Below are 22,895 nucleotides of genomic sequence, written 5' to 3'. Positions count from 1 at the left end.
TCCGGGCGAACGGAACGGGCTGGGCCAGCTCCCCTCACCGCCCGGCACTGGCCAGGCGGATCGGGCAACCGTCAGTCGCGAGCCGCGCCGCTCTCCAGCGCTCGGAGGTCGGCCAGGTTCTTGGTGTGCTGATCGGCCAGCTCCTGCCGCTGTGGCAGGGGCAGGTGCGTGTGGACGAGCTGGTGGGCAGTCGCCCGGACACGATCGCGGGCCGCCTGAAGCGGCGAACGCGGATCGGCCGGACGCGGGATTGCCGTGGTCACGGCTACTCCTCTACGGCGGTGACAGGCTCGTGCCTGTCGAGGTGGATGGATGGGCCGGGGCGGCAGGCTGTCCCTTGGTCGGAGGCCGCCGCCCCGGCGAGCAGGGCGAAAAGGGTCGCGGAACGGAGAACTTCTACCGCTGCCCGCTACCGCCGCAGGAGCCGCAGGGCTGTCGAGTCTGCGAACCGTTGCCGGTGATGACCAACTGGCCTTCACCAGTGCCGTTGCAGGTGGTACAGCGGATCGGGATGTTCGTCAGCGGTCGGGTGTCCATCACTTGACCCCGCTTCCGCCGCAGGAGCCGCAGGTCCGCCAGGTCTGGCGGGTGACCCCACCGTCCGAGGTGTCCTCGGTCCGACCGCCGGCACCCCCGCAGGAGCCACACGTCGCTGCCATCAGCGCCCACCTCCCGACCGGACGCGACGCAGGGCCTCGTCCATGTCCGGGTCGCTGTCGCCGGGGTTCGCGGCGAGTAAGCCGCGTGTCATGCTGGTGATCACAGGTTGCCTCTCCTACAGGTGCCTGTACGGCGGGCCCCGGGGGGCAACCCGGGGCCCGCGCTGGTGTCGACCACTCCCTACGAGCAGCCACGGCCACCGGCGCACAACATGCAGGCGAGCGCCGGTGACGGTGGTTCCTGGTAGAGCAGGCTTCACCGGCCTGCCGTTGCCACGGCTGACCGGTCCCGAGCCCGGATCGGGCGCGCCATCGTCTCTGCTCTGGCGCGACAACAGGGCAGCTCACTCGGATGACCACCCGCCGCAAGACGAGCGTTCTACAGAGCCGAAGTGCCGTACGTGCCACGCCGACGCGTGGCACCGCTGCCGACGGTCCTCACCCGGCCGTCACGGGAACGGGGACTCTCACCCCATCTCGATTCACTGTTCAGTTCTCAAAGAACGTCGCGGCTTCCTTTCGGCCGCCTTCACGCGCTGCCGTCCGGGCCTGGTTGAGCAGGTCAAACACGAGCGGATCCCCTTGCGGGGCCCCTCTGCGCCCATCTGGTGCGCACCAGAAGACTTGCATCTGGTGCGCACCAGATGCAAGTCCCGAGGCGTCGAAGCTTCGGAACTCGCCATCTGTGCGCACCTCCAGAGAAGCGGCCGGATCAACGTCCGTGTAGCCAACAGCGATTCACGTGAGGGCTGTTAAGGCCGGGGTTAACCCCTGTGGACCTGCGGCGATATGAGGCATGCTGCTGTTGCAGGCATTGAGCTGGCTCGGCGAGGGCGGGGAGCGTGAACGAGACTTTGAAGCTGGCCCGATTGGGCCGCGAGTGGTCGCAAGAACGGCTCGTGCGCGAGATCGAGCGGTACGCGAAACAGCACCTGCTCGACGTGGCGTCGACGGCGAGCCTGCGGGTCTACGTGTCGGAGTGGGAGAACGGCAAGCGCGCCATCTCGGCTCGGTACGCCGCGATCCTCCGGGCGCTGCTCGGCCTCACTGACGGCGAGTTGCGCGGGACGGGCGAGTCCGCTGTGTCGCTGCCCACGGCGGGAGGCTATGACGAGCTGGTCAGCCGCATTGACTCGGCGCGGACTGTCGGCCTCGACATGGTGCAGTCGTTCATGGAGCAGACCGAGCTACTGCGGACCTTCGATCGTCAGATGGGCGCTGCGAGCCTGGTTGACCAGATGACTGGGCACCTTGCGAGGCTGGAAGACGCGCTCACCTTCGCGGTCCTCCCGGAAACACGCCGTCCCGTGGCGCGCGCCCTCGCGGGCGCGGCCACGCTCGCCGCTTGGCAGGCGCTGGATGTGGGCGCGGTCGAACGGGCTTGGCGCCATTACGAGCTGGGCAAGCGGGCCGCCCAGGAGGCGGAAGAGCCGATGTACCTCGTGCACGCCATGGCGGAGCAAGCGAACGTGTTGCTCGACGCGGGGCGGCCCGAACTCGCGGTGAGCGTCGTGCAGAACGCGCAGCGCGAGGCCAAGGGTCGGGTGTCGCCTCGGTTGCAAGCATGGCTGCATGCCTCCGAGGCGGAGGTGTACGCACACACGGGGCAGCCCGACGAGTGCCGGCGGGCACTCGACAGGGCCGCGACCGTTCTGCCCGGCGGGGCTGAGGACCGCGACCCCGACATGTTGAGCATCTTCCTGAACGCTGGCCATCTCGCCCGATGGCGCGGAAACCTGCTCGCCCTGGTCGGCGATAACGAGGCAGTGGACAGCCTCTATCAAGCGCTCGACGTGATGGATCCGACTTTCGTACGCGCTTCCGCTGGTGTCCGGTGCGACCTGGCGCAAGCCCATCTCGCACGGGGGGAATTCGACCAGGCGCAAGAGCATCTGCGCGAAGCGCGGCTGTTGGCGGGCCGCACGGGATCCGTGCGGCGCCGCCGTCGAATTGAACAGCTCACGCAGAAGCTGTAGAGGTGTTATCCCCTCGTGTCGCGAGGATATGGAGGAGGGCAACGAGAGTGCCCGATCCCATGAGATCTCCGCGAGTCATGAGTTTGGGGATATCAGCTAGAGGGACCCATTCGACATGTCCGGCTTCCTCAATGTCGGTGGGGTCCCCGATGCGTTGTGCGCCCCGTCCGATAAAGATTTCGTGCGGTGAATCCACCATGCCGACCATGGGCTGATAGGTGACGACGTGCTCAAGTGAGTCTGGGCGCCATCCAGTCTCTTCTTCGACTTCCCGCAGTGCCGTACGCTGGGCGTCTTCCCCCGCGTCCACGATGCCGCCCGGGAGCTCCCACCCCCATTCCTGCGGCACGAAGCGGTATCGCCAGAGCATCAGTACGCGATCCTGGTCGTCCAGCACTGCCGCAATCGCGACGTGCTGAAGTCGCACGACGTGATGTTCGAAGCGCTCCACTCCCGGTGGTTCAACGTCCACCAGGTCGAGTTTTACCCAACGGTTGTCATAGATAGTGCGCTCGCCATGGATTCGCCAGGGCTCCAGCCCTTCCGGCTTGCTGACACTCACCGCGTCGTTCGAGTGGTGAGAACGCACGAAGTAGGAACTGCGTCCTCGCACTCCCAGAACTCTCTCTGTGACGAGTCGAGCCAGCACCGCGCGCAGCGCAGTGCGTCCTATTTCGAGGTCATCAACGAGGGTGCGTTCCGATGGAAGCTTGTCGCCCGGCGACAGCTTCCCGGACGCGATCCATTCCCGGATCGTGCTGTACGCCCGCGCGGACTTAGGCCCCATCCCTTGAGCACACTCCCATTCCGATTACTGGCGCGTACCAACGTCCTGACCAGGCTACGGCAGTGGTGACCGCAGCAGGCGCGCTCGACTTCCCGGGCCGTCTGTGGGCCGTCCGGGGTCGCCCAACGACGACCAATGACGACCAACAACGACCGGAACGGCGAGCGCACCCACAAGGCATCGTCACAGCTAGATCCACGTGTCGAGCCACATCCGGGCGCGCCAGGCGTCCATCGGCATCGTCTGGCCGGTGTACAGCGGGAAGAAGTAGATGAAGTTCCAGATGATCAGCAGGACGAGCGCACCCGAGCCGACCGCGCCGATCACCCGGCGGGTCTCGCTCGCGCCCGGTGGTCCCAGCAGCGCGCCGATCATCATCGCCACCCCGAGGCACAGGAACGGCACGAAGACGACGGCGTAGAAGGAGAAGATCGTCCGGTCCTGGTAGAGGAACCACGGCAGATAGCCCGCGGCGATCCCGCACAGGATCGCGCCCGCCCGCCAGTCGCGCCGCAGCGCCCAGCGGAAGAGCAGGTACAGCAGCGCGAAACAGGCCGTCCACCACAGCAGCGGGGTGCCGATGGCCAGCACCTCACGGGCGCACTTCTCGGCGGCGTCCTTGGGGCAGCCCTCCTGGCCGGCCCGCGGGGACTCGTAGAAGTACGAGACCGGGCGGGACTGGACCAGCCAGCTCCATGGATTGGACTGGTAGACATGCGGCGAGTCGAGGTTGACGTGGAACTTGTAGACCTCGGACTCGTAGTGCCACAGGCTGCGCAGCGGGTTGAGCAGCCAGTCGAAGGCGCCGCCGGTGCCGTAGCCGCCGCCGCCGTCCTGCTTGCCGGACTCGGCCCAGTGGCGGAAGTAGCCGCTGTGCCGCCAGCCGCGCCCCTGGTCGTAGCTGCCGCTCGAGGTGAACCAGCCCGACCAGGAGGCGATGTACGTGAGGATCGCCACAGGCACCAGCGAGACGAACGCCCAGCCCAGATCGCGCCGCAGCACCGCCCGGTAGGGGCGGGGGGCGCCCGCGGTGCGGCGGCTGCCCACGTCCCACAGGACGGTCATCAGGCCGAAGGCCGCCAGCACGTACAGCCCGTTCCACTTGGTGCCGATGGCCAGGCCCAGCAGCACCCCGGCCGCGAGCCGCCACGGCCGGGCGCCCAGCTTCAGGCCCCGGGCGACGGCCGGGTCCGGCCGCGCCGCGCCGTCCTCACGGGCCGGCAGCGCCGCCGCCAGCCTGGCCCGCGCCAGGTCCCGGTCGACGAGCAGACAGCCGAAGGCGGCCAGCACGAAGAACATCACGACCAGGTCGAGCAGCGCCGTGCGGCTCATCACGTAGTGCAGCCCGTCCACGGCCATCAGCGCGCCCGCGAGGCAGCCGAGGAAGGTCGACCGGAACAGCCGCCGCCCGATCCGGCACAGCATCAGCACCGAGAGGGTGCCGAGCACCGCGACCATGAACCGCCAGCCGAACGGGTGCAGCCCGAAGAACTGCTCGCCGAGCCCGATGACCCACTTGCCCACCGGCGGGTGCACCACATACGAGGCCGCGTCGCTGAGCGGGATGTGCTGCGGGGCGTCGAGAATCCGGTCGTTGGCGGATTTCGGCCAGGTGCCCTCGTAGCCGTACTCCCAGATCGACCAGGCGTCCTTGGCGTAGTACGTCTCGTCGAATATGACGTTGTCCGGCCTGCCCAGATGCCAGAAGCGGGTCAGCCCGGCGCACAGCGCGACGAGCAGCGGACCGCCCCAGCCGCTCCAGCGGGCGATTCTGGCCGCTGCCGAGGGGGTCGCGCCGAGGATCTCCCAGAGCCGGGTGCCCGGCTCCGCGTACGGCGGGACCAGCCGCTCGCGTACGCCGGGCCTGGTCTGGCCCGCGTAGCCGAAACGGCGCAGCCGGCGCTGCCAGGCCGGCGGCTGCTGGCCGGTGGCTTTGCCCGGCTGGGCGTGGGTCGCGGTGTCACTGCTCACCGGGCCATCGTAGGGAAGCGGTCTGTGAGTGTGGCGGGGAAAGGCGGCGAACGGGGATTCGTGCGAGCCCTTAGCCGGTCGTGGGTGGTCGCGGCCGGTCGACCGGCCCGCCGCGCCCGGCTGCGAGGATGGGGGCGTGACTGGAACGCTCGTACTGGCAGGGACCCCCATCGGCGACACGGCGGACGCGCCTCCGAGGCTGGCCGCCGAGCTCATGGCCGCCGATGTGATCGCCGCCGAGGACACCCGGCGGCTGCGCCGCCTCACCCAGGCCCTGGACGTGCGCCCGGCCGGCCGGGTGGTGTCCTACTTCGAGGGCAACGAGTCGGCCCGCACGCCCGAGCTGGTCGAGTCGCTGGCGGGCGGCGCCCGGGTGCTGCTGGTCACCGACGCGGGCATGCCGTCGGTCTCCGACCCCGGCTACCGGCTGGTGGCCGCCGCCGTGGAGCGCGGGATCACCGTCACCGCCGTGCCCGGCCCGTCCGCGGTGCTCACCGCCCTGGCCGTGTCCGGGCTGCCGGTGGACCGCTTCTGCTTCGAGGGGTTCCCGCCGCGCAAGGCGGGCGAGCGGCTGACGCGGCTGCGCGAGGTCGCCGACGAGCGCCGCACCCTGGTCTGGTTCGAGGCCCCGCACCGGCTGGACGACACGCTCGCGGCCATGGCCGAGGTGTTCGGCCCGGACCGCCGCGCCGCGGTGTGCCGGGAGCTGACCAAGACCTACGAGGAGGTGCGGCGCGGCCCCCTGGCCGAGCTGGCCGCCTGGGCGGCGGAGGGCGTACGCGGCGAGATCACCATCGTGGTCGAGGGCGCCCCCGCGCCCGGCCCCGACGAGGCGGGCCCCGCCGAGCTGGCCCGCCGGGTCGCGGTGCGCGAGGACGCCGGTGAGCGCCGTAAGGAGGCCATCGCGGCGGTGGCCCAGGAGGCCGGGGTGCCCAAGCGACAGGTGTTCGACGCGGTCGTGGCGGCGAAGAACGCGACCGGAAGCGCGCCACGCGAAGGTAAAGCCCCGTAGCGAAATGCAAAGCTCAGGTTAGTAGCCGGGCAGTTGCACGCCAGTTTCTCCATCGCCGTTGCCAAATCTCGCTCAAAGAGAGGGAAGAGCCCGTGCGGTGGCGCCGGGAAAGGCGTCCACTGGTTGTGGAAGACCTGGGGCGATCCCATCCCGGAAGACTTGTCCTGTGTGACAAGAGGAGCTGCCATGAGCGATATAGCGGGAACCTCGAGCGGTGCTCATCCGATAGCCGCCCACACCCCCTCCGAACAGTCCGGCGAGGTGGCCCACGAGGCGTACGCCTTCGCCTGCATGAAGTGCGGGCACGGCTGGGAGCGGTCGTACGACATCGAGCACCACGTGGACGGCGAGGGGCGCGCCTTCGTCGTGTACTTCACCGGTGGCCGGCGCGTCCCGTCCCCGCTGACGAGCCCCGACTGCGTCAACTGCGGTGCGCATCTGGTGCGGATCATGCGCTCGGGCCAGGTCTCGTCCGTCCTGGAGAGTGCGCGGCGCGGGAGGCCGCACACCACCCGGGACCGGGAGGACGGCACCGGCGCGCCGGACACCGAGGCGGACGCCGCGCCGGACCACGCACCGGAAAACGAGGGCCCCGCGCGGCGCCGCGGGCACCATTGGCACCTTCCGAATCTGCTGCATCCCTTTCACCACCACCGCGACTGAGTGCGATCCGGTTCATATGAGCTGTTTCACATGAGCTGTTTCACATGAGCCGGTTCGAGTGGTTGCGTATGAGCCGGTTCCCGAGCCGGTTCACCTGAGCCGGGCGCGGGTCAACTGAGCGGCCGGACGCGATTCACCTCACATTCACCGGGATTCATAGAATCGCGCCCATGGCGAAAACAGCATCGACCCCCGGCGGCAGTGGCAAGGCGAGCGGCGCGCAAAAGGAAAAGGACGCGCCCCCGCCGCCGCCGGAGCCCCTGCGGGTCCCGGTCGCCGATTCCCACACCCACCTGGACATGCAGTCGGGCACCGTCGAGGAGGCACTGGCCAAGGCCGCCTCGGTCGGCGTGACGACCGTCGTCCAGGTGGGGTGCGACCTCGCCGGGTCCCGGTGGGCGGCCGAGACCGCGGCGGCGCACGAGAGCGTATGGGCCACGGTGGCCCTGCACCCCAACGAGGCGCCGCGCATCGTCCTGGGGGACCCCGACGGCTGGTCCCGGCAGGGCGCCAGGGAGCCCGGCGGCGACGCCGCACTGGACGCGGCCCTCGACGAGATAGCGGCCCTCGCCGCGCTGCCCCAGGTGCGGGGCGTGGGCGAGACCGGTCTGGACTACTTCCGCACCGGCCCGGAGGGCATGGCCGCCCAGGAGCGCTCGTTCCGCCGCCACGTCGCGATCGCCAAGGAGCACGGCAAGGCGCTGGTCATCCACGACCGGGAGGCCCACGACGATGTGCTGCGGGTGCTCGCCGAGGAGGGCGCGCCCGAGACCGTCGTCTTCCACTGCTACTCCGGTGACGCGGCCATGGCGAAGATCTGCGCCGAGCGCGGCTACTACATGTCGTTCGCGGGCAACATCACCTTCAAGAACGCCCAGCCGCTGCGCGACGCCCTCGCCGTCGCCCCGCTCGACCTCGTCCTCGTCGAGACCGACGCGCCGTTCCTGACCCCCGTCCCCTACCGCGGACGGCCCAACGCTCCGTATCTGATCCCGCTCACCCTGCGGGCCATGGCCGAGGTCAAGGGCGTCCCCGAGGACACCCTGGCGACCGCCGTGGCGGCCAATACGGCGCGCGTCTTCGGCTATTGAGGGGCGGCGGTGACAGCCATTGAGGGGCGGTGGCGATCCGAGTGAGAGGCGGTGGCGATCCGAGGCCGGTGATCACACTGCGTGATGATCTTCCTTTGGAGAGTCACCCCCACTCCGCTACAGTCCCGGACCCAACGCCCTGACCAGTGGACTTGTGGAGTGTTACCGGAGTGTTGTCGTGAGCCGTAGGGCCAGCCACCGCGTCCCGGGCGGCCGTGCCGCCGCCCGCCGAGCCGCCCGGCGCGGCGCCACGGGCCGGACCGATCCGATGCGCCGACTGCTGCCGCAGGCGATGGTGGTCGCCGCCCTGGCCGGCGGCACCTCCGCCTTTGTCGCCCAGGACAAGGCCGTACGGCTCAGCGTCGACGGGGACACGCGCACGTTGCACACCTACGCCGACGACGTGGGCGAGCTGCTGGCGGACCAGGACGTCCGCGTCGGCGCGCACGACATCGTCGCCCCCGCGCCCGGGGAGCGGCTCGGCGACGGCGACGAGATCGCCGTCCGCTACGGCCGTCCCGTCACCCTCACCCTCGACGGGGAGCGCCGCCGGGTGTGGACCACCGCCCGCACGGTTGACGGCGCACTGCGCCAACTGGGCGTACGTGCCGAGGGCGCGTATCTGTCCGCCTCCCGCTCCGCGGCCATCACCAGCCGCGGGCTGCTCCTGCACGTCCGCACCGAGCGCACCGTCACCTTCCTCGCCGACGGGCGCCCCCACATCGTCCGTACGAACGCCGCCACCGTCGGCGAGGCCCTCGCCGCCGCCGGGCTCACCCTGCGCGGCCAGGACACCACCTCCGTCCCGCAGGACAGCTTCCCGCGCGACGGCCAGACGGTGACGGTGATGCGGATCACCGGCGGCAAGGAGGTCCGGGACCATCCGGTGCCCTTCACCACCGTCCGCCGCGCCGACCCCACCCTCCCCAAGGGCACCGAGCTGGTGGCCCGGCCCGGCGAACCGGGCACCCTGCGCATCACCTACCGGGTGCGCAGCGTCAACGGCGTACGGCAGCGGCCGCGGAAGATCGGCAGCGAGATCGTCAAGGCGCCCGTGGCCCGGATCGTCCGGGTCGGCACCATGACGGTGCCCGCCGGCGTCGGCGGCCCGGCGGACGGGCTCAACTGGCGGGCGATGGCCCGCTGCGAATCGGGCGGCCGGCCCGACGCGGTCGACGGCTCCGGCCGCTACGGGGGCCTCTACCAGCTCGACCAGGGCACCTGGCACTCCCTCGGCGGCCACGGCCGCCCCCAGGACGCGCCCCCGTCCGAGCAGACCTATCGCGCGAAGAAGCTCTACCAGCAACGCGGCGCCAGCCCCTGGCCCAGCTGCGGCTCCAAGCTTCACCGGTGATGGGGCCGGGTCGGGCACCTCGGTGCCGGGCCTGGTGCCCCCGGTGTCGGGCCGGGCGCCCCCGGTGTGGGGCCGGGCGCCCCCGGTGCCGGGTCGGGTGCCCCGGTCGTCGCAGGGGCGCATGGCCCCTCACGCGAACCGAGCCCCAAAAGAACGGGGCCCGGGGCCTAAACTCTCCGGGTGAGCTCCACCGACTCCGACGTTCTCCTCGGCCCCGCCGACATCCGCGAACTCGCTGCGCGGCTCGGCGTACGTCCGACCAAGCAGCGCGGCCAGAACTTCGTCATCGACGCCAATACGGTCCGCCGGATCGTACGGACCGCCGGGGTGCGCCCGGACGACGTGGTCGTCGAGGTCGGCCCCGGGCTCGGTTCGCTGACCCTCGCGCTGCTGGAGGCCGCCGACCGGGTCACCGCCGTCGAGATCGACGATGTCCTCGCCGCGGCTCTCCCCGCGACCGTCGAGGCCCGGCTGCCGCACCGCGCCGACCGGTTCGCGCTGGTGCACAGCGACGCGCTGCGGGTGACCGAGCTGCCGGGCCCCGCGCCGACGGCGCTGGTCGCCAACCTGCCGTACAACGTCGCCGTGCCCGTGCTGCTCCATATGCTCGGGCGGTTCCCGACCATCGAGCGGACGCTGGTCATGGTGCAGTCCGAGGTCGCCGACCGGCTCGCCGCCCCGCCCGGCTCCAAGGTGTACGGCGTCCCGTCCGTGAAGGCCGCCTGGTACGCCCACGTCAAGCGGGCGGGCGCGATCGGCCGCAACGTCTTCTGGCCCGCCCCGAACGTCGACTCCGGCCTGGTCTCGCTGATCCGCCGGGACGAGCCCCCGCGCACCACCGCCACCCGGGAAGAGGTCTTCGCGGTGGTGGACGCGGCGTTCGCCCAGCGCCGCAAGACCCTCCGGGCGGCACTCGCGGGCTGGGCCGGTTCGGCGGGGGCCGCGGAGGAGGCCCTGAAGGCCGCCGGTGTCTCGCCGCAGGCGCGCGGCGAGTCGCTGACGGTGGAGGACTTCGCCGCGATCGCCGAGCACGGCCCGGTGGCCTGACCGCACGGCCCGGTGGTCTGACCGCACGCCCCGCCCGCGGCCGGGTTTACTCCCCACCCCGCCCCTCCCCGAAACCGGGACTCCGCCCCGGGCCCCACCCGGGGGCTCCGCCCCAAACCCCCGCCGGGGTCCGCCCCCAAGCGGGGGCCGCCCCAAACCCCCGCCGGGGCGCCGCCCTGGGCCCTGCTTCGGCTGCGCACGGGGGGCTGGGGCGGGGAGCTTGGCCGGGGGTGCCGCCGCCGGATTCTTGCCGGGCCTTTGCCCCGGCCTCCCCGCTGGGGCTTCGCGCCGGGCTCTGCTTCGGCTGTGTATCGGCCGGGGGCAGGGGGCGGAGCTGTGTACCGGGGGCTGAGGGCTCGCCAGAGCCCCGTCCCAGGCCCCGCTTCGGCCGGGGCTACGGGTCGGGGCCGCGGACCGGGGCCGGGTGCCCTGTCGGGCAACGGGGCGCGATCCCGGGGGCAAAGCCCCCTGAGCGGGGCTGGACGGGGCGGGGGCTCGGGGGCAGGAAGCCCCCAGAGACGGGGTCCGGGGCGGAGCTCCGGTTACGGGGAGGGGCGGGGTGGGGAACCAGCCCGTCGCGGGCACACCCTCCGCACGCGGGACAATGGCCGCACCGGAACACCCGAACCCCACCGAGGAGCCCCGTGAGCCGTCCCGTGACCGCCCGTGTGCCCGCCAAGGTCAACGTCCAGCTCGCGGTCGGCGGACTGCGTCCCGACGGGTTCCACGACCTGGCCAACGTCTTTCTCGCCGTCGGGCTCCACGACGAGGTCACCGCGGCCCCCGCCGATGCCCTCCGGATCACCGTCGAGGGCGCGGACGCCGCTCAGGTGCCGCTGGACCGCACCAACCTCGCCGCCCGCGCCGCCCTCGCGCTCGCCGAGCGGCACGGCATCGAACCCGGCGTGCACCTCCACATCGCCAAGGACATCCCCGTCGCGGGCGGCATGGCGGGCGGCAGCGCGGACGCCGCCGGAGCGCTGCTGGCGTGCGACGCGCTGTGGGGCACCCGGGCGACCCGGGCCGAACTCCTCGAGATCTGCGCCGACTTGGGCAGCGACATCCCCTTCAGCCTCGTCGGCGGCGTGGCCCTCGGCCGCGGCCGAGGCGAGCTGCTGACGCCGCTGGAGACCGGCGGCACCTTCCACTGGGTGTTCGCCGTGGCCGACGGCGGGCTGTCCACCCCCGCCGTCTACCGCGAATGCGACCGGCTGCGCGAGGAGTCCGGCGCGGGCGCGAACGCCGCCGATGTGCCCGCCCCCGAGCCCTCCCAGGCGCTGCTGGACGCGCTGCGCACCGGCGACGCCACCGCGCTGGCCGCCGCCGTCTCCAACGATCTCCAGCCCGCCGCGCTCTCGCTGCGCCCCGCGCTCGCCGACACCCTGCGCGCCGGAGCGGACGCGGGCGCGCTCGCCTCCCTCGTCTCCGGCTCCGGCCCCACCTGCGCCTTCCTGGCCAAGGATGTCGAGGCCGCGCAGGGGGTGGCGACGGCGCTGGCTGCCTCGGGCACCTGCCGTACGGTCCGGGTCACCTCCGGCCCGGTCCCCGGGGCAGGGCTGGTCGACGCCTGAGCGGCTGGTCGACGTCTGGCTGTCCGGCCGGTCGGGCCTGAGCGCGCGGCCGGTCCGCGCCCGAGTGAGTGCCCGGTCCGCACCTGAGTGAGCGACCGGTCGACCCCCGAGTGAACGCCCGCCCGGTCGACGCCCGAGCGAGGCGCCCCGCGCGGCGACTACCCTGGGATGCCGATCGATCCGCGTAATGGAGTGTGATGGCGACCAACCTGGTCAACGTTGAATCCGTCGGCAAGGTGTACGGCACCCGTGCCCTGCTGGACGGCGTCTCCCTCGGGGTGAACGAGGGCGACCGCATCGGCGTCGTCGGCCGTAACGGCGACGGCAAGACCACGCTCATCCGGATCCTCGCCAAGCTGGAGCCCGCCGACGACGGCCGCGTCACCCACGCCGGGGATCTGCGGCTCGGCGTGCTCACCCAGCACGACTCGCTCGACCCCGCGGCCACCATCCGCCACGAGGTGATCGGCGATCTCGCCGACCACGAGTGGGCCGGTGACGCCAAGATCCGGGACGTGCTCACCGGGCTGTTCGGCGGGCTGGACCTGCCCGGCTTCCCGCAGGGTCTCGACACGGTCATCGGCCCGCTGTCCGGCGGTGAGCGCCGCCGTATCGCGCTCGCCCAGCTGCTGATCGCCGAGCAGGACCTGATCGTCCTGGACGAGCCCACCAACCACCTCGACGTCGAGGGCATCTCCTGGCTGGCCGGGCATCTGCGCGCCCGCCGCTCCGGCCTGGTGGTGGTCACCCACGACCGCTGGTTCCTCGACCAGGTCTGCACCCGGATGTGGGACGTCCAGCGCGGCGCCGTCCACGAGTACGAGGGCGGCTACAGCGATTACGTCTTCGCCCGCGCCGAGCGCGAGCGCATCGCCGCCAGCGAGGAGGCCAAGCGGCAGAACATGATGCGCAAGGAGCTCGCCTGGCTGCGCCGCGGCGCCCCCGCCCGCACCAGCAAGCCCCGCTTCCGCATCGAGGCGGCCAACGCGCTGATCGCGGACGTACCGCCGCCCCGCGACAATGCCGAGCTGATGAAGTTCGCCAACTCCCGGCTCGGCAAGACCGTCTTCGACCTGGAGGACGTGACCGTCACCGCCGGGCCCAAGGTGCTGCTCAAGCATCTGACCTGGCAGCTGGGGCCCGGCGACCGGATCGGCCTGGTGGGGGTGAACGGCGCGGGCAAGACCTCGCTGCTGCGCGCCCTCGCCGAGGCCGCCGGCAGCGAGGGCGAACAGCAGCCCGCCGGGGGCCGGATCGTGGTCGGCAAGACCGTAAGGCTCGCGTATCTGTCCCAGGAGGTCGCCGAACTCGACCGGAACCTCCGTGTCCTGGAGGCCGTCGAGCAGATCCGGCAGCGCGTCGACCTCGGCAAGGGCCGGGAGATGACCGCCTCCCAGCTGTGCGAGAAGTTCGGCTTCACCAAGGAGAAGCAGTGGACCCCGGTCGGCGACCTCTCCGGCGGTGAGCGGCGTCGGCTCCAGATCCTGCGGCTGCTGATGGACGAGCCCAATGTGCTCTTCCTGGACGAGCCCACCAACGACCTGGACATCGAGACCCTGACCCAGCTGGAGGACCTGCTCGACGGCTGGCCCGGCTCGCTCGTGGTGATCAGCCACGACCGCTACTTCATCGAGCGCACCACCGACCGGGTGCTCGCCCTGCTGGGCGACGCCACCCTGCGGATGCTGCCGCGCGGCGTGGACGAGTATCTGGAGCGGCGGCAGCGGGCACTGGCCGCGGCCGCCCCGGCCGCCGCCGCGCCCGCCAAGCAGAAGACCGGCGAACAGGCCGCCCGGCAGCGGTCGGCGGCCGACCAGCGCGCCGCCAAGAAGGAGCTTCAGCGCATCGAGCGGCGGCTGGACCGGATCAGCGAACAGGAGTCCGGGCTGCACGCGCTGATCGCCGAGCACGCCACGGACTTCGCCAAGGTCGCCGAGCTCGATACGCAACTGCGCGAGCTGACGGGGGAGCGGGACGAGTTGGAGACCCGCTGGCTGGAGCTGGCCGACGACGCATGAGCCCACGGCGCACGAGCCGACGACGCATGAGCCCAAGACGCACGAGCCCACGGCGCGAGATGTGCGTGGCCTGAAAGCATCGTGTGAAGAGGTTGTGCGGCGGTGGCGCGCGCCCTGACAACGGTCGCGTCACAGGCCGGTCTCAGCTGGTCGATGACCTGGACACTGCTCCCTATTGCGCCCCTTACGGGTGATACAAAGAACTCCCGCCTGCCTTCCGCTCAATGGCGGGGTGCCCTGTCCGATTCGCTCCTTCCCGGGGGTCTTTGACCCACCGGGATCGCGGGGGAGGCCGGTCGGACGACGGGTCCCGCATCTGAAGGAATTCGCATGTCACAGCCGCCTCCGCCGCCGAACCAGCCGCCGCAGGGCGGCTTCGGTGCGCCGCAGGAACCTGGTTACGGCTACCCACAGCAGCCGCCCACGCCGCCTCCGGGCCAGCAGGGCTACGGCTATCCGCAGGCTCCCGGCCAGCCGCCGCAGACCCCTCCGCCTCCGCCGCCGTCGGCACCGCCGGCGCCGCCGCAGACGCCCCCGCAGGGCGCCGGCGGCTACGGCTACCCGGACCAGCCGGTGCACGGCCAGCCGACCCAGGGCGGCCCGTCGCCGTACGGATCCGGCCAGCAGCCTTACGGTCAGCCGCAGTACGGCCAGCAGCCCTACGGACAGCCGCAATTCGGCCAGCCGCAGTACGGCCAGCCGCCGCAGGCCCAGTACCCGGGCGGCCCCGGTCCGGGCGGCCCCGGTGGTTCCGGCCAGTCCAAGCAGCGCATGGCGATCATCATCAGCGCCGTGGTCGCGGTCGCGCTGATCATCGGCGGCGGCATCTGGTTCGCCACCAAGGACGACGGCGGCGGCAGCGAGGCCAAGGGCAAGGACAAGCAGTCCAGCCAGGGCTCGTCCAGCGGCACCACGGGCGGCGGGGACAAGCCCGCCAAGGCCGTGGACGCCAAGCTGCTCAACAAGGTCCCGATGCCCAAGGTCTCCGACCAGGTCACCGTCGAGGGCATGTGGACCACCGACGACACCTTCGTGAAGGCCGGTGTCTACAAGATCGTCGGCTATCCGCTGAGCGGCGGCGCCGCCAAGTGGACGATCCCGCTGGACGGCGCGGTCTGCTGGTCCTCGGACCACCTCACCAAGGACGGGCTGACCACGGTCCTCTACCAGGAGGCCAAGCCGTCGGCCAAGGACAAGTACCCCGGCTGCACCGAGGTCGGGCTGCTGGACCTCAAGAACGGCAAGATGCTGTGGCACCGGAACGTCAAGGAGGGTGACGAGAAGATCCGCTTCGACGAGGTCACCATCGGCGGCGGCACGGTGGCCGCGGGCGGCACCAGCGGCGGCGCCGCCTGGTCCACCTCGGGCCAGTCCCTGTGGAAGCCCAAGGCGGGCGAGCAGTGCTCGGACGACGGCTACGCGGGCGGCGAGGACAAGCTGGTCGCGGTGCGCCGCTGCGGCGACTACGACAACCCGCAGATCCAGGTCCAGACGCTGAACCCGAAGACGGGCGCGGTGAAGTCGGCCTACAAGGTCTCGCAGGGCATCGACTACGTCCACGTCGCCTCCACCGATCCGCTGGTGATCGGCCTGGACGCCGGTGACTCCACCGGCTCGGCGGTCTCGGACTTCCTGTCCATCGACGACAGCGCCAAGACCGGCAAGGTGCTCGGCAAGATCGGCACCGAGAACGGCAAGTACGACGCCAAGTGCGAGTCGACGAATGTCGAGGGCTGCCGGAAGCTCGCCATCTCCAAGTCGGCGAACACCCTCTTCCTCGGCTCCGAGGACCGCACCGACTCCAGCGCCGCGACGGCCAACGAGGTCGTGGCCTTCGACCTGAAGACCGGCAAGCCGATCGGGAAGACCGACGGGGTCAAGGGCGCCGCCCTCACCCCGCTCGGGCTGGACAAGGACGGCTCCGTCCTCGTCTACCAGGAGAGCACCTGGGAGACCGGCGGCGCGGTCTGGCGGATCGACCCCAAGTCGTACGCCAAGACCAAGCTGCTCCAGAACCCCGTCTCCAGCCATGAAATGGAGCAGAATTTCAGCCCCAGCTACTCGGAGATCATCTACTCCGGGGAGCACCTCTACATGAGCGACGTCTACGCCAGCAAGCCCTCGGGCACCTACGACCGGGACGACCCGCTGGCGATCATCTTCGGCGCGAGCTGACGTTCCGGCGTCCGCCCGACCGACCCCACGGCGGCCCCGCCCGTACGAACCGTACGGGCGGGGCCCCCGCTGTGTGCGCCGGTGGAGCGCCGGGGTGCGCGCCCCCGGGGAACCGGCCGCATCGATCGGATTGGGACGTCAACCGGACGTCAAGTAGGCACGAATGGCCGGGATTTCGGCATTCCGGGGGGCTTCTGCCCGGTAAGGGGCGCGCAACGTCGAACAAGCGTGTAGCTTTCCCCCCTGAGCGAATGGGGGGAGCTCATGGGCGTGCGACTCATGGTGGTCGACGATCACCGTCTGCTCGCGGAGGCGCTCGCCTCGGCGCTGAAGCTGCGCGGGCACCGGGTGCTCGCCGCGGCGGCGCCGAGCGCGGGCGCGGCGGACCTGGTGGTGAGCCGGGCACCTGAGGTGTGCCTGCTGGGCACGGCGGCACCCGCCGAGCCGGGGGTGTTCGACCCGGTGGTGCGGATCAAGAAGGAGCGGCCGCAGGTCGCGGTCGTGGTGCTCGGCCCGGTGCCGAGCCCGCGCGGCATCGCCGCCGCCTTCGCCGCCGGGGCGTCCGGCTATGTGCGCCACGACGAGCGGATCGAGGGCGTCGAACGCGCCATGATGAAGGCGCGCGCGGGCGAGGCGGCCGTGGCGCCCCAGCTGCTCCAGGGGGCGTTCGCGGAGCTGCTCAACCCCGCGGCCCAGCCCGACGACGAGGGCGCCCGGCTGCTGCGGATGCTGACCCCGCGCGAGGTGGAGGTGCTGGTGCGGGTCGCCGAGGGTGAGGACACCCGGCTGATCGCGGCGGGCATGGGGATCGCCCCCAGCACGGCCCGCACCCATGTGCAGCGGGTGCTGATGAAGCTCGGGGTGGGCTCGCGGCTGGAGGCGGCGGCCCTGGCGGCGCGTACGGGGCTGCTGGACCGCGCGGCGACGTGCCCGACCGCCCCGGCCCCGCCCCAGCCGCCTCCCGCGCCGCAGCCGCCCGCGTCGGCGCCGTAGGCCCCAGGCAGGGGCGTGCCGTGCCGTGCGTGGACGGGTGCCGCGGCCGGGCCGGGCGCGGCGGCCGGGTGCGGCGGTCGGGCGCCCGCGTCGCTCAGCCCGTTCCGGACCCGGGCTCCCGGCCACCGGGCTCATCGGTCCCGGCGCCGGACCCGGCCCCGGGCCGACCGGGCTCCGGCTTGGGCTCGGTGCCGGGCGCGGACAGCGGCCTGAGCTTCATCCAGAGCAGGAAGAGCAGGCCGACCGCGAGCATGCACGACCCCGTCCAGAGGTTGATGTTGATGCCCGACGCCTTCCTCACATCCGCGTCCGAGACGGTGAATCCGGCGATGAGGACGATGATCCCGTAGATCACGAACAGCCCGCCGATGATCCGCCGCACATCGAACAGCCGGGCCGCGGTCGCCGACTTCTGCTCCAGCTCCTCGACCTCGTGCCGGTATTCGTACTCCTCACTCATGGCGCACGCTCCTTATCGCCGCGGGTCACAGGGAGAACGGGAGGTAGCACAGGGCCGCGAGGATCAGCGCGCTCCAGCCCAGCACGGCCGGACGGCGGTACCACGCCTCGTCGCCGGGTGCGGGCGGCTCGGCCACCCCGGGCGCGGTGGTGCCGTAGACCAGACCGGCCAGCGACTCCACCGGCTTGGGCTTGGTGAACGGGGTCACCGCGACCATCACCACCCCGCCGACCACGAACGCCACGATGGCCGAGACGAAGTTGGCGCCCTGGTCGCTGGGGATGGAGATGACGTCCTCCCGGTAGAGCCAGAAGTAGTTGATCATCGCGGCCACCGTGCCGCACAGCAGCCCCCAGAACCCGGCCTGGGAGGTGGCCCGCTTCCAGAACATCCCGATGATGAAGACGCAGAACAGCGGCACGTTGAAGAACGAGAACAGGGTCTGGAGGTAGTTCATGATGTTGCTGAACGAGGAGGCGATGAACGCCGTCCCCATACCGGCCAGCACCCCGATCGCCGTCACTACCCGTCCGGTCAGCAGGTAGTACCCGTCCGGTCGGCCCTTCCTGATGTACGCCCGCCAGATGTCGTTGGTGAAGACCGTGTTGAACGACGACACATTGGCCGCCATGCCCGCCATGAAGGCCGCCAGCAGCCCGGTCACCGCGAGCCCCAGCACTCCGTTCGGCAGCAACTCGCTCATCAGCAGCGGAATCGCGTCGTTGTACTGGAGACCGCTCGTCTTCGCGCCGATGTCCGGCTCCATGACCAGGGCGATCAGCCCGGGGACCACCACGACCAGCGGGATGAACATCTTGGGGAACGCGGCGATCAGCGGGGTGCGCTGGGCCGCCGAGAGGTTCCTGGCCGACAGGGCGCGCTGCACCTCGGCGAAGTTGGTCGTCCAGTAGCCGAAGCTCAGACAGAAGCCGAGGCCCAGCACGATGGTCAGCCAGTTCGCCCCCAGCGGGTTGGACGAGCCGATGCCGGTGCCGCCCCAGGCGGAGACGAAATGGGGGCCGTGGGAGTCCGTGAGCGAGTCCTTGAGCCCGCCGAAGCCGCCGATCCGCCGGAGGCCGACGACGGTGAGCGGGATCAGGGCGGCCAGGATCACGAAGAACTGAAGCACCTCGTTGTAGATCGCCGAGGAGAGTCCGCCGAGGGTGATGTACGCGAGCACGAAGAGCCCCGCGACCACGATGGCCACCCACTGCGGCCAGCCCAGCAGCGCCTCCACCACGATCGCCATCGCGTAGAGGTTCACGCCCGCGATCAGCACGGACGCGATCGAGAAGATGATCGAGCTGAGCAGATGCGAGGACGGCCCATAGCGGTGCAGCAGGAACTCGGGGACGGACCGTACCTTGGAACCGTAGTAGAACGGCATCATCACCAGGCCGAGGAAGACCATGGCCGGAATCGCCCCGACCCAGTACCAGTGCACCGTGTACACCCCGTACTGCGCGCCGTTGGCGGCCATCCCCAGGATCTCCAGGGCGCCCAGATTCGCGGCGACGAAGGCCAGCCCGGTGACCCACGCGGGCAGCGACCGGCCCGAGAGAAAGAAGTCGAGGCTGGTCTTGACGCTCGCTCTGGCGGCGAATCCCACGCCGAGGACGACGACGAAATAGAGGATCAGGATCGTGTAGTCGAGCGCGTTGGTGGGGAGCCGTAGCCCTTCGGCCAGATAGCGCATGGTCTCGCCTCATCGCCTGAACGGAATGCACCAGAAACGTTCGGTGAACGTATCCGAATTCTTGTGGTTTGTCCGAGCACCTACACCGCGCATTGACGGCACTGTTGGCTTGTGGTTCATTATGTTGAGTTGTGTTGGGTGCACCTGACAGGAGCTGGCGGAGTGAAGAAGACGGCGACGCGGCTCGCGGACGGACGCGAGCTGATCTATTACGACGCGCGCGACGACGCGGTGCGCGACGCCGTCGACCAGCGGCCGCTCGACCCCATCGCGACCCGCTCGGAGATCCGGCACGACCGCCTGCTCGGCGACCGGGTGGCGATCGCCTCCCACCGGCAGGCCCGCACCTACCACCCGCCGGCCGACGAATGCCCGCTGTGCCCCTCCCGCGAGGGGCGGCACAGCGAGATTCCCGCCTCCGACTACGACGTCGTGGTCTTCGAGAACCGCTTCCCGTCGCTGGCCGGTGACTCGGGCCGGTGCGAGGTCGTGTGCTTCACCTCCGACCACGACGCCTCCTTCGCCGACCTCGACGTCGAACAGGCCGCACTGGTGCTCGACGCCTGGACCGACCGCACCGCCGAGCTGGCCCAGCACCCCGCCGTCGAACAGGTCTTCTGCTTCGAGAACCGCGGCAAGGAGATCGGTGTCACCCTCGGCCATCCACACGGCCAGATCTACGGGTATCCCTTTGTGACCCCTCGTACACGGCTGATGCTCCGTTCGCTCGACGAGCACCGTGTGGCCACCGGTCGGAATCTGTTCGATGATGTGGTCGCCGATGAGCTGGCCGACGGGCGCCGGGTGGTGCTCGACGGCGAGCACTGGGTCGCGTTCGTGCCCTACGCCGCCCACTGGCCCTACGAGGTGCACCTCTACCCGAAGCGACGGGTCCCGGACCTGCCGGCGCTGGGCGACGCCGCGCGCACAGAGTTTCCACAGATGTATCTGGAACTCTTGAAGCGCTTCGACCGGATTTTCGGTGAGGGTGAGCCGCCCACGCCCTACATCTCCGCCTGGCACCAGGCGCCGTACCACATGACCGACCGCGGTGAATTCGCACTTCACCTCGAGCTTTTCACCATCCGCCGCACTTCCGGCAAGCTGAAGTTTCTCGCGGGTTCCGAATCCGGCATGAATGTGTTCATCAACGATGTGCCGCCGGAGGCCGCGGCCGAGCGACTGCGAGAGGTAGCGAGCAAGTGAGCAATGCGCAGCAGAAGAAGTACCTGGTCACTGGCGGCGCCGGCTATGTCGGCAGCGTGGTCGCGGCGCATCTGCTCGAAGCCGGGCACCGGGTGACGGTGCTGGACGACCTGTCCACCGGGCACCGCGCCGGGGTCCCCGAGGGCGCGGAGTTCATCGAGGGCCGCATCCAGGACGCGGCCAAGTGGCTCGATCCCTCCTACGACGGCGTGCTGCACTTCGCGGCGTTCTCCCAGGTCGGCGAGTCTGTCGTCAACCCCGAGAAGTACTGGGTCAACAATGTGGGCGGCACCACCGAGCTGCTCGCCGCGATGCGCGACGCCGGGGTGCGCACCCTCGTCTTCTCCTCCACCGCCGCCACCTACGGCGAGCCCGACCAGGTCCCGATCACCGAGGACCTCCCGACCGCGCCCACCAACCCCTACGGGGCCAGCAAGCTCGCCGTCGACCACATGATCAGCGGTGAGTGCGCCGCCCACGGCCTGGCCGCGGTCTCCCTGCGGTACTTCAACGTCGCGGGCGCCTACGGGGCGTACGGCGAGCGCCATGACCCCGAGTCCCACCTCATCCCCCTGGTGCTCCAGGTCGCCCAGGGCCGCCGTGAGGCCATCTCCGTCTTCGGCGACGACTACGCCACCCCCGACGGCACCTGCGTCCGCGACTACATCCACGTCGCCGACCTCGCCGACGCCCATCTGCTCGCCCTCGGCGCCGCGGCCTCCGGTGAGCACCTGATCTGCAACCTCGGCAACGGGAACGGCTTTTCCGTCCGCGAGGTCATCGAGACGGTGCGCCAGGTCACCGGCCACCCCATCCCGGAGATCGCCGCCCCGCGCCGCGGCGGCGACCCGGCGGTCCTGGTGGCCTCCGCCGAGCGTGCCAAGGAGCGCCTGGGCTGGCGCCCGACCCGCGCCGACCTGGCCGGAATCGTCGCGGACGCATGGGAGTTCGCGCAGCGGAGGGAGAGTCAGTGACGGACGAGCACGGCCCCGGGCGGGTCACGGCGGAGTTCCGCGAGGTCTACGGCACCGAGCCCGACGGCGTCTGGGCGGCGCCGGGCCGGGTCAATCTGATCGGCGAGCACACCGACTACAACGACGGCTTCGTGATGCCGCTCGCCCTGCCCCACACCTGCCTGGCCGCCGCCTCGCCGCGCACCGACGGGGTGCTGCGGCTGCACTCGGGCGACGTCCCGGGCGGGGCCGTCGAGCTGCGGGTCGAGGAGCTTTCGCCGGTCGCGGGCGGCGCCGGCGGCGGCGACCGCGGCGGCTGGGCGGCCTATCCGGCCGGAGTGGTCTGGGCGCTGCGCGAGGCGGGGCTGCTGACGGGCGGGGCCGGTGGTGCGGATCTGCACTTCGAGTCCACCGTGCCCACCGGCGCCGGGCTGTCCTCGTCCGCCGCGCTGGAGGTGGTCACGGCCACCGCGCTCAACGACCTCTACGGGCTGGGGCTCACCCCGCCGCGCATCGCCCAGCTGTGTCAGCGCGCGGAGAACGCCTTCGTGGGCGTGCCCTGCGGGATCATGGACCAGATGGCGTCGGCGTGCTGCACCGAGGGGCACGCCCTCTTCCTCGACGCCCGTGATCTCACGCAGCGCCAGGTGCCGTTCGACCTGGCGGCCGAGGGGCTGCGGCTGCTGGTCGTGGACACCCGGGTCAAGCACGAGCTGGGCGACGGCGCGTACGCGAGCCGGCGCGCCGCGTGCGAGGCGGCCGCGCGGGCGCTCGGGGTGCGGGCGCTGCGGGACGTGCCCTTCGAGGGACTGGACGCGACGCTCGCCGAGCTGGAGCGGCTGGGCTGCGACGCGGCCACCCGGCGCCGGGTGCGCCATGTGGTGACCGAGGACCGGCGGGTGGAGGAGGTCATCCAGCGGCTGGACGCGGGGGACACCCGGTCCATCGGGCCGGTGCTGACCGCCGGACACGCCTCCTGCCGCGACGACTTCGAGATCTCCTGCGAGGAGCTCGACCTGGTCGTGGAGACGGCGAACGCGGCGGGGGCGCTCGGGTCGCGGATGACCGGCGGCGGCTTCGGCGGCTCGGCCATCGTGCTGGTGGCGGAGGGGGACGCGGATGCGGTGAGCAAGGCGGTGACCGAGGCGTTCGGCGCGGCAGGGCACCGGGCGCCGAGGATCTTCCCGGCGGTGCCCAGTGCGGGGGCGCGACGGCTGTAGGGCTGTGGTGCTGTTAGGGGGCCGAGGGGGGCCGGACCCATCG

18 protein-coding genes are annotated in these 22,895 nt (G+C 71.3%); 13 read left to right on the top strand and 5 right to left on the bottom strand.

Annotated elements, in window-relative coordinates; genetic code table 11:
- Positions 1-71 precede the first annotated feature (71 nt).
- Positions 72-263 carry a hypothetical protein gene (locus ABD329_RS31680; protein ID WP_198276536.1) on the bottom strand — a complete coding sequence of 64 codons (192 nt, stop codon included), beginning with the start codon at positions 261-263 and terminating at the stop codon, positions 72-74.
- A 1,238-nt stretch (positions 264-1,501) separates the two neighbouring features.
- On the opposite strand from ABD329_RS31680, the gene ABD329_RS31675 reads away from it, so the two are divergent.
- Positions 1,502-2,635: an NsdA family TPR-like regulatory protein gene (locus tag ABD329_RS31675; protein ID WP_486388703.1), complete on the top strand. Its 1,134-nt coding sequence runs from the start codon at positions 1,502-1,504 to the stop codon at positions 2,633-2,635.
- On the opposite strand, the gene ABD329_RS31670 is transcribed toward ABD329_RS31675, so the two are convergent.
- The gene (locus ABD329_RS31670) at positions 2,619-3,422 is read right to left on the bottom strand and encodes an NUDIX domain-containing protein (protein ID WP_198276537.1); all 804 of its coding nucleotides are present in this window, start codon (positions 3,420-3,422) and stop codon (positions 2,619-2,621) included. The two genes, ABD329_RS31675 and ABD329_RS31670, sit on opposite strands and share 17 nt — an antisense overlap.
- Positions 3,423-3,611: 189 nt before the next feature.
- A complete protein-coding gene (locus ABD329_RS31665) occupies positions 3,612-5,393 on the bottom strand; it encodes a phospholipid carrier-dependent glycosyltransferase (RefSeq protein ID WP_198276538.1) in 1,782 nt (593 codons plus the stop codon).
- A 136-nt stretch (positions 5,394-5,529) separates the two neighbouring features.
- Here ABD329_RS31665 and rsmI point away from each other — a divergent pair, with 136 nt between their 5' ends.
- From rsmI to ABD329_RS31620, 9 genes are all read left to right on the top strand, one after another.
- Positions 5,530-6,405, top strand: coding sequence for a 16S rRNA (cytidine(1402)-2'-O)-methyltransferase (gene rsmI / locus ABD329_RS31660; RefSeq protein ID WP_198276539.1), 876 nt, complete (start codon positions 5,530-5,532; stop codon positions 6,403-6,405).
- 186 nt (positions 6,406-6,591) lie between these two features.
- The gene (locus ABD329_RS31655; RefSeq protein WP_198276540.1) at positions 6,592-7,068 is read left to right on the top strand and encodes a hypothetical protein; all 477 of its coding nucleotides are present in this window, start codon (positions 6,592-6,594) and stop codon (positions 7,066-7,068) included.
- A 170-nt stretch (positions 7,069-7,238) separates the two neighbouring features.
- A complete protein-coding gene (locus ABD329_RS31650; protein WP_198276541.1) occupies positions 7,239-8,159 on the top strand; it encodes a TatD family hydrolase in 921 nt (306 codons plus the stop codon).
- 154 nt (positions 8,160-8,313) lie between these two features.
- On the top strand, positions 8,314-9,513 hold the full coding sequence (locus ABD329_RS31645) for a resuscitation-promoting factor (protein WP_309142684.1): 1,200 nt from the start codon (positions 8,314-8,316) through the stop codon (positions 9,511-9,513).
- Positions 9,514-9,693: 180 nt separating this feature from the next.
- Positions 9,694-10,560 carry a 16S rRNA (adenine(1518)-N(6)/adenine(1519)-N(6))-dimethyltransferase RsmA gene (gene rsmA / locus ABD329_RS31640; protein WP_198276542.1) on the top strand — a complete coding sequence of 289 codons (867 nt, stop codon included), beginning with the start codon at positions 9,694-9,696 and terminating at the stop codon, positions 10,558-10,560.
- A 644-nt stretch (positions 10,561-11,204) separates the two neighbouring features.
- Positions 11,205-12,131 (top strand): 4-(cytidine 5'-diphospho)-2-C-methyl-D-erythritol kinase, encoded by a 927-nt coding sequence (locus ABD329_RS31635; protein WP_198280937.1) that lies wholly within the window; start codon positions 11,205-11,207, stop codon positions 12,129-12,131.
- A 197-nt stretch (positions 12,132-12,328) separates the two neighbouring features.
- Positions 12,329-14,149 carry an ABC-F family ATP-binding cassette domain-containing protein gene (locus ABD329_RS31630; protein ID WP_198280936.1) on the top strand — a complete coding sequence of 607 codons (1,821 nt, stop codon included), beginning with the start codon at positions 12,329-12,331 and terminating at the stop codon, positions 14,147-14,149.
- A 330-nt stretch (positions 14,150-14,479) separates the two neighbouring features.
- On the top strand, positions 14,480-16,324 hold the full coding sequence (locus ABD329_RS31625; protein WP_198280935.1) for a hypothetical protein: 1,845 nt from the start codon (positions 14,480-14,482) through the stop codon (positions 16,322-16,324).
- A gap of 264 nt (positions 16,325-16,588) precedes the next feature.
- Positions 16,589-17,317 (top strand): helix-turn-helix transcriptional regulator, encoded by a 729-nt coding sequence (locus tag ABD329_RS31620; protein ID WP_344317248.1) that lies wholly within the window; start codon positions 16,589-16,591, stop codon positions 17,315-17,317.
- A 94-nt stretch (positions 17,318-17,411) separates the two neighbouring features.
- On the opposite strand, the gene ABD329_RS31615 is transcribed toward ABD329_RS31620, so the two are convergent.
- The gene (locus ABD329_RS31615) at positions 17,412-17,777 is read right to left on the bottom strand and encodes a hypothetical protein (protein ID WP_198280278.1); all 366 of its coding nucleotides are present in this window, start codon (positions 17,775-17,777) and stop codon (positions 17,412-17,414) included.
- A gap of 25 nt (positions 17,778-17,802) precedes the next feature.
- On the bottom strand, positions 17,803-19,473 hold the full coding sequence (locus tag ABD329_RS31610) for a sodium:solute symporter family protein (RefSeq protein ID WP_198280277.1): 1,671 nt from the start codon (positions 19,471-19,473) through the stop codon (positions 17,803-17,805).
- 162 nt (positions 19,474-19,635) lie between these two features.
- Between ABD329_RS31610 and galT the strand changes: the two genes are divergently transcribed.
- The 3 genes from galT to galK are packed head-to-tail and all read left to right on the top strand — an operon-like array spanning position 19,636 to position 22,852.
- Positions 19,636-20,679 (top strand): galactose-1-phosphate uridylyltransferase, encoded by a 1,044-nt coding sequence (galT, locus tag ABD329_RS31605; RefSeq protein WP_198280276.1) that lies wholly within the window; start codon positions 19,636-19,638, stop codon positions 20,677-20,679.
- The gene (gene galE, locus ABD329_RS31600; RefSeq protein WP_198280275.1) at positions 20,676-21,653 is read left to right on the top strand and encodes a UDP-glucose 4-epimerase GalE; all 978 of its coding nucleotides are present in this window, start codon (positions 20,676-20,678) and stop codon (positions 21,651-21,653) included. Before galT ends, galE begins: the two co-directional genes overlap by 4 nt.
- Entirely contained in the window at positions 21,620-22,852 is a 1,233-nt protein-coding gene (gene galK, locus ABD329_RS31595; protein ID WP_214665429.1) for a galactokinase, read from the top strand. Before galE ends, galK begins: the two co-directional genes overlap by 34 nt.
- Positions 22,853-22,895: the final 43 nt, after the last annotated feature.

It is taken from the genome of Streptomyces javensis, assembly GCF_039525925.1.
GTDB classification, from domain to species: Bacteria; Actinomycetota; Actinomycetes; order Streptomycetales; family Streptomycetaceae; genus Streptomyces; species Streptomyces asiaticus.
Note: the sequence above shows the minus strand (reverse complement) of the source record. Positions and strands in the feature narration are given on the sequence as shown.